Here is a 16164-nt window from a genome sequence, read left to right as displayed (position 1 = left end):
AATAAGCTACAATTCAAGCAGAGTAAGCATTTCCCGCTCAGAAACTCCCCATGTTTGATAACCTGCAAACCCAAATTTACCAACTAGAACAATTTGCCAACAGCCTCGTTTCTAACCAACTGGCACACCTTAGCGTGGTCAGTGTTGGTATCATCTTTGGCGCTGGCTTGCTCACCAGTCTTACACCCTGTATGCTTTCTATGCTGCCAATTACCATTGGTTACATCGGCGGTTATGAAGCCAAAAACCGCTTGCAAGCAGCTGCCCAATCAACTTGGTTTGCTTTAGGATTAGCAACTACATTAGCCGGGATGGGGATCATAGCAGCTTTGGTAGGAAAAGTCTATGGACAAGTGGGAATTGGTTTGCCGATTATCGTCAGCATTATCGCCATACTCATGGGGCTGAACTTGCTAGAAGCACTACCTCTGCAATTTCCATCTTTGGGCGAAACGAATTGGATTTCGCAAGATTTACCTATAGGATTGCGTTCTTATTTACTAGGACTGACTTTCGGCTTAGTTGCATCTCCTTGTAGCACGCCTGTTTTAGCCAGTTTACTGGGTTGGATTGCCAATACTCAAGACTTAATTTTAGGCGCTGTTTTGCTACTTTCGTACACAGCCGGTTATGTAGCACCATTGATTTTGGCGGGTACTTTTACAGCTTCAATTAAAAAATTACTAGAATTGCGTCGCTGGTCTGGTTGGATTAACCCAGTTAGCGGGGCGCTGTTGGTAGGATTCGGTGTCTTTTCCTTAATTTCTCGGATTCCCCTTGGCAGTTTTTAATATCAATACCTTTGTTAGATTTTACACGTAATGACTTTAGAAGATTCAGCGTCCAAAGAATTAAAATGGTGGGCAATACCTGGCAAGTACTTACAGCAAGAGCTTTTGCCCGTACTGACTAACTTACGACTAGCGATCGCACTATTGCTATTGATTGCAATCTTTAGCTCCACCGGTACTGTAATTGAGCAAGGTCAGCCACCCGCATTTTATCAGGCTAACTACCCAGAACATCCAGCTTTATTTGGTTTCTTAACTTGGAAAGTAATTCAGGTAGTTGGCTTAGACCATGTATATCGTACTTGGTGGTTTCTGGCATTACTCATCTTATTTGGTACTAGCTTAACTGCTTGTTCTTTTACCCGTCAGTTACCAGCTTTAAAAGCCGCCCAGCGCTGGAAATATTACGAAGAACCACGGCAATTTCAAAAATTAGCTTTAAGTGCAGAACTAGATAATGGTTCTCTAAATTCTCTCAGCCAACTATTACAGAAACGCCGCTATAAAATTTTTCCAGATCAAGAAAAAGAAAATATCCTCTATGCCCGCAAAGGAATAGTCGGACGCATCGGCCCAATTATCGTTCATATTGGTATCGTAGCTATTCTAATAGGGGGAATTTGGGGGGCGATGACTGGGTTTATGGCACAAGAAATGATTGCCAGTGGCGATACATTTCAAGTGACAAATATTGTCGATGCTGGCCCGTTAGCCGCCCAAGTCTCAAAAGATTGGTCTGTGCGCGTCAATCGTTTTTGGATTGATTACACTCCATCTGGCGGCATCGATCAATTTTATTCCGATATGTCTGTCTTAAATCAGCAGGGAGAGGAAGTTGACCACAAGAAGATTTTTGTTAACGAGCCTCTGCGCTATCGAGGCATAACCTTCTACCAAACTGATTGGGGAATTGCAGGTGTTCGCGTCCAATTTAACAACAGCCCGATTTTTCAATTACCAATGGCGCTATTGAACACCAAAGGACAAGGGCGCATTTGGGGTACGTGGGTTCCTACTAAACCGGATTTGAGTGAGGGTGTCTCTTTATTAGCCAAAGACTTGCAAGGGATGGTATTAATTTATGATCCTAAGGGTAAATTAGTTGATACCGTCCGCGCTGGAATGTCAACCGAAGTCAATGGCGTGAAGTTGAAAATTCTGGATGTTATTGGTAGCACTGGCTTACAAATTAAAGCCGATCCAGGCATACCAATTGTTTACTCAGGATTTGGTTTACTAATGTTGGGTGTGGTGATGAGTTACTTTTCTCATTCACAAATATGGGCATTGCAAAAAGGCGATCTCTTATATGTTGGTGGCAAAACTAACCGCGCCCAAGTTGCTTTTGAACAAGAGGTTTTAGAAATTTTAGATCGGCTTAGTTCAGAGCCAAAAATTGAGGAAAAAGAGACGGCTATTGAAGTTTAAATGCAAAGGTACGCATAGCATAACTGAAAACTTTGCGTACCTTTGCATTTCAAATTTATTTTCCTCGTTTTACAATTAATTACACCTACACAGCTACAGATTGGAAAATTATTAAGCATTGGAACTAAAGTTTTGTATATCTGCTCAACTTCAATCTAAACGACGGGTTTGCCTACTACCCGTAATTGCTATATTGTTGAGTATCGCTTCTTGTACTACCGATAATAAAAAAATCAATCATGTTTCTCTTGTTGGTGCTGGGGCAAGTTTTCCTGCGCCTTTGTATGAACGCTGGCTTTCAGATTACAACCAGCAAAATCCCAATGTGGAAATTAACTATCAAGCTATAGGAAGCAGCGCTGGAGTGCAACAGATGATTGAAGGTACTGTAGATTTTGCAGCTAGTGATGTGGGAATTACAAATGAACAAGCAGCTAAGATAAAAAGGGGAGTGATTGCTTTACCCATGACAGCTGGTTCCATAGTGCTAGCTTACAACCTCGCGCCCGCCCCCCAGTCACCTCCAGTCAATCTGCCAAATAGTTTAAAGCTATCACGCCAAGTTTATGTAGATATCTTTCTCGGAAAAATTACGAATTGGAATCATCCGAGAATAGCTGTAGCTAATCCAGGTGTAAATTTGCCCAATCTACCGATTCAGGTTGTACACCGCACTGATGGTAGTGGAACTACAAGTGTGTTGACGCAACATCTAAGTGCTATAAGTCCAGAATGGAACAGCAAAGTTGCAGCAGGTAAAGCTGTCGCATGGCCAGTGGGAATTGGTGGAAAGGGTAATGAAGGTGTTACTGCCTTAGTTCAACAAATCCCAGGAGCTATTGGCTATGTAGAATACGTCTACGCCAAACAAAATAAACTTCCTGTGGCTGCTTTGGAAAATAAATTTGGTAATTATATTACGCCGACACCAGAATCTGTAGCTCAAACTTTGGAGTCAGTGAAGTTACCCGCCGATAACTTGATTGCTTTTATCAACGATCCTACAGGTTCCCAGTCTTATCCCATCGTTACTTATAGCTGGGTTTTAACTTATCAGCAATATCCCAACCGAGTCAAAGGTGAAGCGCTAAAAAAATTTATTGATTGGGCTTTGATTGAGGGGCAAAAATCCAGTTTGGAACTCGGATATATTCCTTTATCTAAAAAAGTTGTGCTTCAAGTACAATCTGCTGCAAACAGAATTGCAAAATAACCAGTTTTTAATTTAGATCGTGTCCGTTTAATTAACCTGAGTAAAAATGTTCGTCTTGACTACAAACCAAAATTTGCGTTGCTGATTGCGGTATGAAAAATAATTTTGCGTAATTTCAGAATCGTTGTAGAGACGTTGCATTGCAACGTCTCTACATCCCCATTCAGCAATACCCAAAGTTTTTATGATGGGTATTTGTGATGACGCACTTCAACCACAGTATGTACATTGCCACGAGGCGTAAAATCTGCTTTCACAGTAGCTTCTAAAGGGTCACAAGCAGCGACAAAATCATCCAAAATTTGGTTGGCAGATTCTTCGTGGGAAATATAGCGATCGCGGTAACTGTTAATGTAAAGTTTAAGCGCCTTCAATTCTACTACCCGTTCATCAGGTATATATGTAACGTAAATTGTCGCAAAGTCGGGATAGCCGGAAAACGGACATTTACAAGTAAATTCCGGCAAAGTAATATTAATGTCATATCGTCTCCCCACACGCGGATTTGGAAAGGTAATTAATTTCCCTTCCGCAATATCGCGTTCACCATACTTCATTTCAGGGAATTTGTCAGTTGTCATTTGTCATTTGTCATTGGTTATTTTACTTATCTTTACGTTTTTTTATTAGTTTTGTACAGACAAAGATTTTTCGCGTCTCTACTCCCCCCTCAATACTCTTCCTTCTCCCAGTCTGGACAATTCTCATCTTCACAACCGTGGGGATGCATGGCACAAACTAACAAATTACCACTATAAACTTGACCGTGGTAATGAGTACAACCGATGCAGGCAGGATTTTTTTCAGCCGTAGGTTCAACTGAATAAGGAAAACCTGGATCTACATCTGCTACCATGTCTTCCAGTTCCCAGTAAGCCTCCAACATTGGTTCAGCTAAATCCTGTAAATACTGATCGACTTCAGTAACAATATTAGGGACTTGCTCAGTAATTTCTTCCGTAAGCTCAAAAAAAGCGTCAACCATTTCACTCATTCCCAGGAAGAAACGCTCTACTTCATCAGCCACTGTTTCAACGATTTCTGCTAAATCCTTTTGCCACTGTTCCATAAACTTGACACCTTTGCAGGCTATAAACAGGACGCTTTGTGTTATCTGGGTGGAAGCACTAGAATATACACTAGGCAATGTATCTTATCAAGTTTCTATATGAAGTGCCATGTCAAAGTGCCACTTATTGCCAGTTATATCGAGTAAAAAATACTTTTTATTAATCGCGTTGCAATCGTTTTAACTCGTTTTGCAGGTCTAGCACTTCTTGACGCAATTTATCCACATTTTCATCACTTGATCCCTCTTTCACCGTTGGTTCTTCATCTTCCTCTAAAATTTCAATGCGACGAGGTTCCGAAGGAGGTGTTTTCTCGGAGGTTTCAGCAGATGGTTGGGCTTGTTGGGCTTGCTTCATCATTTCTTCAACAAAGCGGCGGGCTTCTTCTGTGTTCATTTCGCCCTTTGCCACCATTTCATCTGCCAGTTTTTGGACTTGCGATCGCACTTGGGCTAATTTCCCCCCTGCTTTCTCACCTGCGTAAGAAGCTAATCCAACACCGAGGTAAAAAGCTTTTTGAACAATATCTCCAAAACCAGCCATTGTTGCTGACCGCTCCTAAAAATAGGGCGACCCGGAGACTACGCCTATTACAAGCCTCCCGTGTTGCTGCTACCTTCCGGTTCTGACAAGATTTGGGTGTTGCAATCGCATAGATCCAGGTCTTCTAAAAGCATAACATGAAAAACCAGTAAGTGTGTGTTATTCCATAACAATTCGCCATTCGTAAAGTTGATAGTTGACGCAGCCGTGTTTTACCAACGGGTCATCAGTGACAATTGCTTCTGCTTCCTCCTTAGAGGCTGCCTCAAACAGCAACATTCCGCCTCTTTGTTCTGCCCAATAGCCTGTTCGTGCTTTGTGTCCTTTAGCAATCAAGTCCTGGATGTAGGCTTTGTGGGCAGGTACATATTGGTCAAAGGTAGGTTTATCGACTTTCCCTTCTTCAATTTTGACAAACCACGGCATTTACTTGCGACCTCTCATAATAATTTTGGATTTTGGATTGGGAATAATCAAAGCTTCTGAGCGAATCAAGATATTTTTAGGAGTAGCCCTTTCAAGGTGACTCGTAAAATATCTTAATTTTTCTCAGCGCTGCGCCCGTTGCTACCCTGCGGGAACGCTAAGAGCGTAGCTTGCTTCGTACAAATCAGGGAACCGCAAGGGCGCACTGCGGTTTATGACAACATTACTGATAAAATTTCTAAAATGCGAGAACTTTACCCAGCGATCGAGCCTTACCGAGAAGGTAGTTTACAGGTTTCCGACTTACATACCATTCATTTTGAAGAGTCAGGAAACCCCCAAGGTCAACCCATCGTTTTGCTGCATGGTGGGCCTGGTGGTGGATGTCCACCTTTTTATCGGCAATATTTCCACCCAGAAAAATGGCGGATAGTGATGTTTGACCAGCGTGGTTGTGGTCAAAGTACGCCCCATGCTGAATTACGAGAAAATACCACTTGGGATTTAGTCAGTGATATCGAAAAACTGCGCCAACATTTAGGTATAGAAAAGTGGGCGGTTTTCGGTGGTAGTTGGGGTAGCACTTTATCATTAGCCTACAGCCAAACCCATCCTTCTCGCTGCACGGCATTAATTCTCCGTGGTATTTTTATGCTGAGGCAAAAAGAGTTGCGATGGTTTTATCAAGAGGGTGCTAGCTATATTTTTCCTGATGCTTGGGAAGCTTATATCGAACCAATTGCGATCGCAGAACGTGATGATATGATCGCAGCATATTACAAACGCTTGACCAGTCCCGATTTAGAAATTCAATTAGCAGCGGCGCGTGCTTGGTCAATTTGGGAAGCTAGTACCAGTAGACTTTTTTTAGACCCAGAACTCATGCAAAAGTTTGGTGAGAGCGAATTTGCTTCAGCTTTTGCACGTATTGAATGCCATTACTTTATGAATAAGGGCTTTCTTGAAACAGAAGATCAATTACTCTTAAATGTAGACCGTATCCGCCATATTCCGGCTGTAATTGTTCAAGGACGCTACGATGTAGTCTGCCCAATGATATCAGCTTGGGAATTACATCGAGCTTGGCCAGAAGCAGAATTTATAGTGGTTTCTGATGCCGGACATTCGATGAGTGAACCAGGAATTCGTAATGCTTTGATTAAAGCAACAGATAATATTTAATTAGGTTGAATACTGAGCTTGTAGAACGGAGAAGTTCGCCAAGAAAGGGGATGTAAGACCAAACCCACAACAAAGCAATCCCTTGTGAAATAGGAAACTTACACTATTATTACTTCGTCGCCGTTTTGGTATCAATGTTCTCACTTTCCAATCTCAACCTCTTTAATTCACATTAGGCGTAATTTACTAAAAAATCTAAAAATAGCATAAATTTGATTAGAGTGTCGCTGGTGTTAGTGGTAGAGCCGATTTGAATAGATTTAATGGTTTACAGCTAGGAGATTCTGGGCTTAGGGTCAAACAATTACAACAGCAATTAAAAGATATTGGATTATATACTGATGCCATTGATGGGAAGTTATCTGAGTCAGTTAAGAATGCAATTGTTAATTTTCAAACATCTAAGAAAATGCAAGCTGATGGAATTGTCGGTATAAAAACTTGGGTTGCTTTACTGTGGATTTAGAATGGATAAACTTACTCAATACATAGACCCATACTCACCATGAAATTGATGTAAACATAGGTGATACCTTACATCTAATATTTACTTATTTTGATTAGCAAGTACAGTTGTTTTAAATATTTAGCTACTTATTGAAAGTCGCTTATGTTGCTTCGATGGCTTCTCAATAAGTAGCTAGGTGTAAATAAATTAAAGTTTGTAGTAAGGACTTTAGTTCTAGTAAAACTTGCTATTAACGATGAATTGCTGACTACGAACCAGGCTTTTTGGCTTATTTAATTATGCTTATTTAGTATGTATTTCTATATATGACTAGTATCTTGAAATGCACAAAAATGAGATTTAACCTGGAAAAAACCTTTAAGAATTCGTTTGAGCGAACTAAACTTAACCCACCTGATAGCTGTAGTCACTTCTACCCACTGCCGTTTTCTTTTACTTGCTTCTGGATAATCTTCACTCAGCATCTCAACTGGTAACAAATACATCTTGACACGATAACTTTTGCCTCCTTTACGGTACTTGTAAGTGCCCAGTTCATTGGTGTCTACCTGCCCAATCACCCCTGCTTCTTCCCAAGCTTCTTTGGCTGCTGAAGCGGGCGGACTCATGCCATTAGGAATATCTCCTTTTGGAATCACCCAGTGTTGAAAGTTACGGGTCGTGATTAGCAAGATTTCAACTTTGCCATTGTTCACTCTATAAGGAATCACCCCAGATTGTTTAAACACTTTGCTGACTTTTCGACCCATGTAATTTACATCCTGTACGGTTTAGCTTTTTTGTATAATGGTTATTTCAAAAAGTCTAACGCTGATACCGGATAAGCTTTGGTTAAATTTAGGTTAGGATGAGGTTAAAAAAATTTTATTATCCATAAGAGTTAATTATTGAAAGTTTTTTATTAATTTCGTCATCTTGTTTGTGGGCAAGAATACATCAAACTATGTTAAGGAATATAAAATCAAGTAAATTGGCTCTTAGTAAGCGGCTTTAGCCCTGACTACAAACCTTTAATTATTCATGCCCACTTATTTAACTCTACCGCTTAGACTAGAGGCGGAGCCTTCTAGTTGCATTCCTAGTTAGAACTGGGAAGGAGATTATGAAGTTTTTAAAGGGGTGGGTTGAGGTTGATGTAGATGAAAAATGTTTTGTATACACCACGTTTTGCATCTATATAAGAATTGCAATATCTATGGTCTTAATATAAAGTCAACTCACGTAAAAAGTGTACTCCTGATGGCTGATTGACAAATGCAGCCCTCTTATAAACATCACATCTTCTGGTTTAATGCCAGAAGATATACCACCAATGTATTAACTTGACTTTTTCAGATTTTGGTAGATATACAGCGAAGATATTGCATTTAAATCTACTTCTTTCTGCTCATCTTGATTTTCATTAGTATTTTTAAATAGAACTGTAAACGCACCAGCACCTAACCTATCTTGAGGAAACATCCGATAACAAGGTATTGTAGTTAAATGCGACTGATATTTAGTTAAATTACTAATTTCCATCGCCTTAAACTGGGAAAAGCGTTCTAAAAACCATTCGCAAACTTGCTCATTTTCTTCGGGTGAATATGTGCAAGTCATATAAGCTAAATAGCCTTGTGGTGAAACAAGTTTAGCAGAGTTAGCTATAATTCGCTTTTGCCTATTTGCACTCTTGTTAATAGCAGTTGGGTGAAAACATCCGGGTGCTTTTTCACCTTTAGCAAGTAAAGATTGCCCAGTACAAGGAGCATCTACTATTACTAAGCTGCTAGAGTAGGGAAACATTTCGGCAAATATACTCGAATCTCTATTAACTACTGCACTAGGGCTAATCTGGCAACGTTTTAAATTAGAAATTAGCATTCCTAGACGTTTACCAATTACTTCATTACTGATGAGTAATTCAGGTTGCAAAGCTTTCCAAGCGAAGATACTTTTACCTCCTGGTGCGGCACACATATCAAAAACTAAATGCACTGACTGAGGAATTGCTAACAAAGTAGTAGCTGCAAATACTGAAGAGAAATCTAAACAATAGAAATATCCTTGTTGATGTAAAGGATGCTGACCGGGTTTTTCTCCCAAGCATAAACGGTCAGTAAATTGTGGTTGCCAATAGGTTGGTGTTTCCACTGCTAAAGCTGAAAAATCTGGCTTTTCTTTACACCAAAGAATACTGGGTGAAAAAGGCTGAGGATTCATTAAAGCCTCAATAAATTTTTCTTGTTCATCTAGATTAGTGAACAAACGCCGTGAGACTTTAAGTAATAAATTAGAAGGTTTTTCCATTTGGATATATAAATAATAAAATTTTTCACAAATCAGAGTAGAGATGCAATTGTGTGGAAATCAATATGAAAGATGACGCTTCTTAATTACGAATTAGGTTGTATCAAAATCCAAATCAAACTGTTACACAAGAACAATGTAATCAAGCCTTTTGGCTTCATACTCAAAATATAATGACCGCCATTCAGAACGCAATGGCCAAGCTACCCCACTGCACCGGAGAAGGTCATGTTCTTAGATAGTTTTCCGCAAAAGTTACGCAAAGAAGCACAACTATGGAGGGATGAAGGATTAATTAGTTCTTCGCTGTATGAGCAAATAGCAGAACGTTATCAATTTAAAAACCTGGAAGCTGCTGTACGCGATCGCAATAAAGCGATCGCGATCACTGTAGGCAGCATCCTTTTATGCCTAGGCATAATTACCTTTGTATCAGGAAACTGGCAGGGAGGTTCGCGGGAAGTCAAATTTATTCTGATGATGAGTTTGTTTTTTGCGATCGCAATCACCGGTTTTTACAATTGGATAACACCTGAAGGAAAGAAGCCACAAAAAAGTAAACGCTTACTGGGAGAAGGGTTGCTCATTTTAAGCGCCTTCATTTTCGGCGCAAATTTACTGCTGATGGCCCAGATGTTCAATATCGCCGGTTCAACTTCCCAACTTTTTCTCGCCTGGGGGTTGGGTGTTGTGGTGATGGCCTTCAGTTTGTCCATAAATTCTTTAGGAATTCTGTCAATTATCCTTGTGGAAATCGGGTATTGGACGGGATTAGAAGACTTATGGTACGCAACAGGAGAGTTAACTTGGTCGCGGTTAGTGGTGCAGCATTTGCCTTTGTTGGCATGGCTGGTGTTTGTCCCCTTAGCCTACTTCTGCCGATCGCGTTGGATTTTTGGTCTAGCAGCCTTTGTTTTCGCTAGTTCCCTACAAGCTAACCTTAATCCTCTGCCACTGCTGAATTATGCTGATATAGCGCCTTGGGTGGCATCTTTTGCTTTTGCACTCCCACCTGCATTATTCTGGAGTTATGATGATCTGCTGTTTCCAACCATAAATTACAGATTGTTTCAATCTCTGGCCCGTAATTTGGCGTTGGTTAGCTTTGGTGGTGTGTTTTATGTTCTGTCTTTTCGTTGGGTTTGGGAATCTCCAAATTATGGTTATAATCAGCCAACGAACTTGACAAACTTGTTCCAGTCTCTGCCGATCATCGATTTGGGGATTCTCAGTGGCTTGGCGGTATTGCAATGGTTATTTCTACTGCGTCAAAGAAATAATCCTCCGCGCCGCGAAGTGATTTTCACAACTGCTGTTATTGGTACTTTTCTTGCCTTTATTGCCATAGTACCTTTTTGGCATCAAACTATCAGTCGGATTGATGAACTTGGTGTTTTTATTTTCAATGTACTTCTAGCAACATTAGCATGGGGACTAATTCAAGAAGGATTGAAATTAAGCAACAGAAGTTCCTTTTGGGGCGGTATGCTGTTAGTGACACTGCAAATTATCAGTCGCGTGCAAGAGTACGACACCGACTTACTTTTCAAGTCTCTAGTCTTTATCTTGTGCGGTTCCGCTTTAATTAGCGCTGGACTCTGGTTTGAACGCCGTTTACCTGGTGGCTCTAGCTCTGCAAGTAAAAAATAGTACAAATTCAGCATGGGCTAAATGCCCCGCAACGCTAACAGAATTCAGGAATTTCCCCATCATCAACATCTCTATCTCTGTGCGTCAAAATTTTTAAAGTTTCTCTGCGTTAGTCCTAATCTCGTTACTTTTGACCTCCTCAATTCCTCTGCTTTTTAGGACTACGCTCATGACTAATAGTTCTTCTGAATCTAAAAATAAAACCTTGTCTCCCGAAGCCGAGTTCTCGAGTAAGGTGACTTTTCGGGATTACTTGATTGCTACTGAACAAAAATCGAATAAGCCCTTACCTTTTTGGCGGTTACTAGCTCCCCTGGCGCTACAAACAGGGTTAATTATGGCAGTACCAGCCCAAGCCGTTTATACAGATGTGACAGGTAAAACGGTGATTTTGCAAACCGTACCTGTAGACCCGAACAATGTACTAGACGGTAATACCTTAGCGCTAGATTACAACATATCCCGTACCTCAAATTTGAGTAGATTACCTGGTTGGCAAACAATTGTCAGCAAAGGTCGTGGAAGCGGCAGAAGATTGCCTGAAGGAACCAATATCTACGTGACTTTGCAAGAGCAACTATCCACTGGTAATGGTGTTCCTAGAGCTTGGAGACCATTACGAGTAAGTCGTGATCGCCCAACATCTCTAAGAGCCAATCAGGTAGCCTTAAAAGGTGTTTATCAGGATGGTTCCGTTAACTACGGCTTGGAAACTTATTACATTCCAGAAAACCAACGCCAGCAGATTAGCAACGATTTGCGAACCCAACGCGCCCGTAGAGGACAAGTACCCCCCATTGTGGTGAAAGCGAAAGTAGATCCACAGGGTAAAGCTGTTCCAGTTAGTATGTGGGTACGCGATCGCAACTATCGCTTTTAAGCTGTTAGGCAAAGCATGTAAACATGGAAGGTTTATTTCCAAAGTTCTGAGCGTCACCAGGCGACGCTCAGAATTTTCTGTTTGTCATTAGACTTTTCCGAAAACCCTTGTACAGATGTAGCATTGCTACGCCTCTACAAGGGTTTTGGATAAGACATAATTAATTGCTGGAGACACTGACTACTAAGCTAATCGTCATTTAAATTGCATCATTTTAATGGTAATAAAAGCTGCAAACCCTCTTGCCCCCTGCCACCCTGCGATCTCAAGGTGCCAATTAAATGCTTAACAGCTTACTAAGGCACAATCAGCACTGGGCAAGGGGAAAGGTTAATCACGCGAGTTGTCACACTATCATCCGCTCCCTCTTCAGTCAAGCCTAGCCCCCGGCAGCCCATAATAATTAAATCAGCCCCAATTTCATCAGCGACATCGCAGATAGTAAAAGCTGGTTTACCTTGCCTTTCCAGAATTTCGGATTGAATTCCTTGCCCTGAAAATAAAGATTGGGCATTTTCTAGCAGTTTTGCAACTACTTCTGGTGACACCATCGGATCTGCGCTAGGCGCATCCGGAGCATCTGGAGGCGGTTCTTCTACCACAGACAGCAGCACCAAGCGACTGCTGTACTTTTTGACTACGTTGGTAACAACATCAGCAGCTTCCCGCGTTTCCCGGCTTTGATCGATAGGAAATAGTACTGTCTTAAATATCTCTGTCACTTGGGTACCCCTGACTCCGGTAAAATCTTGATGGTTCTACTTTCAAAACAATAACAAAAAGGCAATCAGGAGAGTTTGGTGTGTCCAAAAAAAGTTTAGCAAGTTTATCTTCAGCTGATATATCTGGGAAACGTGCCTTAGTGCGGGTTGACTTTAATGTGCCTGTGGACGATCAAGGCAAGATTACCGACGATACTCGCATTCGTGCCGCTCTACCAACCATCCAAGATTTAACGCAGAAGGGTGCTAAAGTCATTCTCGCAAGTCATTTTGGCCGTCCCAAGGGTGTGGATGACAAATTACGCCTAACTCCCGTTGCCAAGCGTCTCTCTGAGTTACTAGGGCAAGAAGTCATTAAAACTGATGACTCTATTGGCGATGAAGTTGCAGCGAAAGTTGCCGCTTTGCAAAATGGCCAAGTGCTATTACTAGAAAATGTCCGTTTTTATCCAGAAGAAGAGAAAAACGACCCAGAATTTGCCAAAAAATTGGCAGCTAATGCTGATTTTTATGTAAATGATGCTTTTGGTACTGCACACCGCGCCCATGCTTCTACTGAAGGTGTGACTAAATTCCTCAGCCCTTCTGTAGCTGGATATTTGGTTGAGAAGGAATTGCAATATCTGCAAAACGCTATTGAAAATCCCCAACGTCCTTTGGCGGCAATTATTGGCGGTTCCAAAGTTTCCAGCAAAATTGGTGTAATTGAAACCCTGCTGGAGAAGTGCGACAAGCTGATTATTGGCGGTGGGATGATTTTCACCTTCTACAAAGCCCGTGGTTTGAGTGTTGGTAAGTCGTTGGTAGAAGAAGACAAGCTAGAACTAGCGAAGTCTTTGGAAGCTAAGGCTAAAGAACGGGGTGTTGCTTTATTGCTACCCACAGATGTGGTATTGGCAGATAACTTTGCCCCTGATGCCAATTCTCAAACCGTTAGCATTGAGAATATCCCCGATGGTTGGATGGGTTTGGATATTGGGCCAGACTCGGTGAAGTTTTTCCAAGAAGCCCTTGCAGATACCAAAACGGTAATTTGGAACGGGCCAATGGGTGTATTTGAGTTTGATAAGTTTGCGGCAGGTACGGAAGCGATCGCTCATACTCTCGCTGAAATTGGTAAAACTGGTACAACCACCATCATTGGTGGTGGTGACTCAGTAGCGGCTGTGGAAAAGGTTGGTTTAGCAGACCAAATGAGCCATATTTCCACCGGCGGCGGCGCTAGCTTGGAGTTACTTGAAGGCAAAGTATTGCCTGGAATTGCAGCTTTAGATGATGCGTAAGTAGGAAATGGGGAATGGGGAATGGGGAACGGGAAATAAGATTAAAAATACTATTTTCCAATCCCAATGCCCAATCCCCAATGCCCAATCCCCAATGCCCAATCCCCAATGCCCAATCCTCAGTACCCAATCCCCAATCCCTAAATATGGAAACTAAATGGCTGGAGTGGGCGCAAAAGTTACAAGCGATCGCTCAAAATGGTCTAACCTATTCTGAAGGGCCTTTTGATATTGAACGCTATAAACAATTACGAGCGATCGCCACAGAAATCATGGCGACTTACTCGAACGTAGAACACAGCTATGTCCTCGATTTATTTGGCCGTGAAGTCGGATATGCAACTCCCAAAGTTGACGTGCGGGCAGCTATTTTTTACGAAAATACTATATTGTTAGTCAAAGAAAAAGCAGACGGTTGTTGGAGTTTACCTGGTGGATGGGCTGATGTTGGCGAGTCACCCAGTGAAGTAGTTGTTAAAGAAGTATATGAAGAATCTGGATATCAAGCACGCGCTATTAAATTACTAGCAGTTTATGATAGAAACAAACAGGGACATCCACCGTTGCCTTTTTATGTCTATAAGCTGTTTTTTAAATGTGAACTTATCGGTGGTTCTCCATCATCAAGTATTGAAACTGAAGATGTAGGTTTTTTCTCTGAAGATGCTTTACCAGAACTTTCTCTGGGACGTGTGACACCAGTGCAAATCACGCGGCTTTTTCAACATTATCGCCAACCAGATTTACCGACAGATTTTGATTAACCAATTTGACACGGTTACTTTTAAGGAAATATTGCTAACTGGGTTTCTGGGTCAAAAAAGTGAATTTTCTCTGGAGTTAGAGATAACCATAGTTGCTCACCAGGTTGTACAAGACGGTCTGGTGGGATTCGCACTTGTAGGGAATTGGCTGTAGTGGCAGGCTGAGAACCCGGTTCAGCAATCTTAACAGCGAGAAAGGAATCATTACCGAGATTCTCTACCAAATCTACTTGCACTGGTAGATTTTTGGTAGCAGGCATACTCAAGTTCAAGTGTTCTGGGCGAATGCCTAAAATTAGAGTTTTCCCATCATATTTTTGTAAAGCTTTTCCCCAAACTTCTGGCAGGGTGAAACGCAACTGGGAATGCGTAATCAACTGTGGGGCATGGAATTCTACAGGAATAAAATTCATCGGTGGTGAACCAATAAATTCTGCTACAAAAAGATTGGCAGGGCGATTGTAAAGTTCTAGGGGAGAAGCAACTTGTTGAATTTTACCCTCAGACATAATCGCAATGCGATCGCCCATTGTCATCGCTTCTGTTTGATCGTGGGTAACGTAAATTGTTGTTGTCCCCAGTTGGCGCTGCAATTTCACAATTTGGGCGCGGGTTTCTGCCCGCAATTTGGCATCTAAGTTAGAAAGCGGTTCATCCATTAAAAACACTTGGGGGTCACGCGCGATCGCTCTTCCCAGTGCAACTCGTTGTCTTTGTCCCCCAGATAGCTGTTTGGGTAAGCGATTTAGCAATGTTTCGATTTGTAACAGTTGGGCAACACTACGCACCTGCTGATCTACCGCCCGTTCTTTCTCAGAAGTGTAGCGCAATCCTTTAGGTAACTTTCTTGTCGCCCCCACGAAGAGATTTTCTGCCCACTTCCGAATATAGGGGGTATTTTCTCCTTTGCTCCCCCGGTTACTGAGCGTAGTCGTTGGCGCAGCCTCTCGTAGAGAAGTATGCTCCTCGTCTCCCCTGCTTCCCCTACGGCGCAGTCCAAAAGCGATGTTGTCATACACCGTCATGTGGGGATAGAGGGCGTAATTTTGAAACACCATTGCGATGTCGCGTTCTTTGGGTGGTAGGTCATTGATTAAGCGATCGCCTACCCAGATATTACCGCCAGTCATCGTTTCTAACCCAGCGATTAACCGCAGCAAGGTGCTTTTCCCACAACCAGAAGGGCCTACCAGCACCATAAACTCGCCATCTGCGATCGTCAGGTTAATCCGTCGCAAGACGTTAACACTTCCCGCACGTTCTTGCGCTGCATCAGTTTTCTCCCCAGGCGTGGGAGAAGATTGGTTTTGTGAGGTAACACCTTCGTCTTTACGTGAGGAAAAACTTTTATAAACGTTTTCTAAAATAACTTGGGACACAACTAATTTGGGGATTGGGCATGGGGCATTGGGCATTGGACAAATGACTAATGACCAATGACGGTTTAGCGCCCA

17 protein-coding genes and 1 other RNA gene are annotated in these 16164 nt (G+C 41.9%); 9 read left to right on the top strand and 9 right to left on the bottom strand.

Features of this window, described 5'->3' with window-relative positions; all coding sequences use genetic code 11:
- The first annotated feature begins 50 nt into the window (after positions 1 to 50).
- From G1O98_RS10320 to pstS, 3 genes are all read left to right on the top strand, one after another.
- Positions 51 to 791, top strand: coding sequence for a cytochrome c biogenesis protein CcdA (locus G1O98_RS10320; protein WP_163928706.1), 741 nt, complete (start codon positions 51 to 53; stop codon positions 789 to 791).
- Positions 792 to 821: 30 nt separating this feature from the next.
- Positions 822 to 2219 carry a cytochrome c biogenesis protein gene (locus G1O98_RS10315; RefSeq protein WP_163928705.1) on the top strand — a complete coding sequence of 466 codons (1398 nt, stop codon included), beginning with the start codon at positions 822 to 824 and terminating at the stop codon, positions 2217 to 2219.
- A 118-nt stretch (positions 2220 to 2337) separates the two neighbouring features.
- Positions 2338 to 3432, top strand: coding sequence for a phosphate ABC transporter substrate-binding protein PstS (gene pstS, locus G1O98_RS10310; protein WP_163928704.1), 1095 nt, complete (start codon positions 2338 to 2340; stop codon positions 3430 to 3432).
- 182 nt (positions 3433 to 3614) lie between these two features.
- Here the strand turns inward: pstS and queF are convergent, their stop codons facing one another.
- From queF to G1O98_RS10285, 5 genes are all read right to left on the bottom strand, one after another.
- The gene (queF, locus tag G1O98_RS10305) at positions 3615 to 4013 is read right to left on the bottom strand and encodes a preQ(1) synthase (RefSeq protein ID WP_114085358.1); all 399 of its coding nucleotides are present in this window, start codon (positions 4011 to 4013) and stop codon (positions 3615 to 3617) included.
- 89 nt (positions 4014 to 4102) lie between these two features.
- The gene (locus G1O98_RS10300) at positions 4103 to 4501 is read right to left on the bottom strand and encodes a hypothetical protein (RefSeq protein ID WP_094330725.1); all 399 of its coding nucleotides are present in this window, start codon (positions 4499 to 4501) and stop codon (positions 4103 to 4105) included.
- A 160-nt stretch (positions 4502 to 4661) separates the two neighbouring features.
- The gene (locus tag G1O98_RS10295; protein ID WP_114085360.1) at positions 4662 to 5045 is read right to left on the bottom strand and encodes a phasin family protein; all 384 of its coding nucleotides are present in this window, start codon (positions 5043 to 5045) and stop codon (positions 4662 to 4664) included.
- A 25-nt stretch (positions 5046 to 5070) separates the two neighbouring features.
- An RNA gene (gene ffs, locus G1O98_RS10290) (signal recognition particle sRNA small type) lies at positions 5071 to 5167 on the bottom strand.
- A gap of 37 nt (positions 5168 to 5204) precedes the next feature.
- A complete protein-coding gene (locus tag G1O98_RS10285; protein ID WP_163928703.1) occupies positions 5205 to 5471 on the bottom strand; it encodes a YciI family protein in 267 nt (88 codons plus the stop codon).
- A gap of 243 nt (positions 5472 to 5714) precedes the next feature.
- Here G1O98_RS10285 and pip point away from each other — a divergent pair, with 243 nt between their 5' ends.
- A complete protein-coding gene (gene pip, locus G1O98_RS10280) occupies positions 5715 to 6653 on the top strand; it encodes a prolyl aminopeptidase (protein ID WP_163928702.1) in 939 nt (312 codons plus the stop codon).
- A 250-nt stretch (positions 6654 to 6903) separates the two neighbouring features.
- Positions 6904 to 7119 carry a peptidoglycan-binding domain-containing protein gene (locus tag G1O98_RS10275; protein ID WP_243458392.1) on the top strand — a complete coding sequence of 72 codons (216 nt, stop codon included), beginning with the start codon at positions 6904 to 6906 and terminating at the stop codon, positions 7117 to 7119.
- A gap of 302 nt (positions 7120 to 7421) precedes the next feature.
- Here the strand turns inward: G1O98_RS10275 and G1O98_RS10270 are convergent, their stop codons facing one another.
- Both G1O98_RS10270 and G1O98_RS10265 read right to left on the bottom strand, forming a co-directional pair.
- Entirely contained in the window at positions 7422 to 7871 is a 450-nt protein-coding gene (locus G1O98_RS10270; RefSeq protein WP_114085362.1) for an NUDIX hydrolase, read from the bottom strand.
- Between the two features lie 568 nt (positions 7872 to 8439).
- The gene (locus G1O98_RS10265; protein ID WP_163928701.1) at positions 8440 to 9411 is read right to left on the bottom strand and encodes an RsmB/NOP family class I SAM-dependent RNA methyltransferase; all 972 of its coding nucleotides are present in this window, start codon (positions 9409 to 9411) and stop codon (positions 8440 to 8442) included.
- Positions 9412 to 9639: 228 nt separating this feature from the next.
- Between G1O98_RS10265 and G1O98_RS10260 the strand changes: the two genes are divergently transcribed.
- Both G1O98_RS10260 and G1O98_RS10255 read left to right on the top strand, forming a co-directional pair.
- Entirely contained in the window at positions 9640 to 11061 is a 1422-nt protein-coding gene (locus G1O98_RS10260) for a DUF2157 domain-containing protein (protein ID WP_163928700.1), read from the top strand.
- 169 nt (positions 11062 to 11230) lie between these two features.
- On the top strand, positions 11231 to 11941 hold the full coding sequence (locus tag G1O98_RS10255) for a GDYXXLXY domain-containing protein (RefSeq protein WP_163928699.1): 711 nt from the start codon (positions 11231 to 11233) through the stop codon (positions 11939 to 11941).
- A gap of 296 nt (positions 11942 to 12237) precedes the next feature.
- Here the strand turns inward: G1O98_RS10255 and G1O98_RS10250 are convergent, their stop codons facing one another.
- Positions 12238 to 12654 carry a universal stress protein gene (locus tag G1O98_RS10250; protein ID WP_041566493.1) on the bottom strand — a complete coding sequence of 139 codons (417 nt, stop codon included), beginning with the start codon at positions 12652 to 12654 and terminating at the stop codon, positions 12238 to 12240.
- A gap of 89 nt (positions 12655 to 12743) precedes the next feature.
- Here G1O98_RS10250 and G1O98_RS10245 point away from each other — a divergent pair, with 89 nt between their 5' ends.
- Positions 12744 to 13946: a phosphoglycerate kinase gene (locus tag G1O98_RS10245; protein ID WP_163928698.1), complete on the top strand. Its 1203-nt coding sequence runs from the start codon at positions 12744 to 12746 to the stop codon at positions 13944 to 13946.
- Between the two features lie 146 nt (positions 13947 to 14092).
- Positions 14093 to 14710 (top strand): NUDIX hydrolase, encoded by a 618-nt coding sequence (locus G1O98_RS10240; RefSeq protein ID WP_163928717.1) that lies wholly within the window; start codon positions 14093 to 14095, stop codon positions 14708 to 14710.
- Positions 14711 to 14730: 20 nt separating this feature from the next.
- On the opposite strand, the gene G1O98_RS10235 is transcribed toward G1O98_RS10240, so the two are convergent.
- Positions 14731 to 16089 carry an ABC transporter ATP-binding protein gene (locus tag G1O98_RS10235; RefSeq protein WP_163928697.1) on the bottom strand — a complete coding sequence of 453 codons (1359 nt, stop codon included), beginning with the start codon at positions 16087 to 16089 and terminating at the stop codon, positions 14731 to 14733.
- Between the last annotated feature and the right edge of the window lie 75 nt (positions 16090 to 16164).

The sequence above is a fragment of the Nostoc sp. UIC 10630 genome (genome assembly GCF_010747425.1).
Taxonomy (GTDB): domain Bacteria; phylum Cyanobacteriota; class Cyanobacteriia; order Cyanobacteriales; family Nostocaceae; genus Nostoc.
The sequence above is the reverse complement of the archived record's forward strand: the minus strand, read 5'-3'. Positions and strand labels throughout refer to the sequence as shown.

Coding starts and splice junctions, on each gene's coding strand:
- G1O98_RS10240 (WP_163928717.1), top strand. CDS start 14,093: ATGGAAACTAAATGGCTGGAGTGGGCGCAAAAGTTACAAGCGATCGCT.
- queF (WP_114085358.1), bottom strand. CDS start 4,013: ATGACAACTGACAAATTCCCTGAAATGAAGTATGGTGAACGCGATATT.
- G1O98_RS10260 (WP_163928700.1), top strand. CDS start 9,640: ATGTTCTTAGATAGTTTTCCGCAAAAGTTACGCAAAGAAGCACAACTA.
- G1O98_RS10315 (WP_163928705.1), top strand. CDS start 822: ATGACTTTAGAAGATTCAGCGTCCAAAGAATTAAAATGGTGGGCAATA.
- pip (WP_163928702.1), top strand. CDS start 5,715: ATGCGAGAACTTTACCCAGCGATCGAGCCTTACCGAGAAGGTAGTTTA.
- G1O98_RS10300 (WP_094330725.1), bottom strand. CDS start 4,501: ATGGAACAGTGGCAAAAGGATTTAGCAGAAATCGTTGAAACAGTGGCT.
- G1O98_RS10295 (WP_114085360.1), bottom strand. CDS start 5,045: ATGGCTGGTTTTGGAGATATTGTTCAAAAAGCTTTTTACCTCGGTGTT.
- G1O98_RS10265 (WP_163928701.1), bottom strand. CDS start 9,411: ATGGAAAAACCTTCTAATTTATTACTTAAAGTCTCACGGCGTTTGTTC.
- G1O98_RS10285 (WP_163928703.1), bottom strand. CDS start 5,471: ATGCCGTGGTTTGTCAAAATTGAAGAAGGGAAAGTCGATAAACCTACC.
- G1O98_RS10270 (WP_114085362.1), bottom strand. CDS start 7,871: ATGGGTCGAAAAGTCAGCAAAGTGTTTAAACAATCTGGGGTGATTCCT.
- G1O98_RS10255 (WP_163928699.1), top strand. CDS start 11,231: ATGACTAATAGTTCTTCTGAATCTAAAAATAAAACCTTGTCTCCCGAA.
- G1O98_RS10320 (WP_163928706.1), top strand. CDS start 51: ATGTTTGATAACCTGCAAACCCAAATTTACCAACTAGAACAATTTGCC.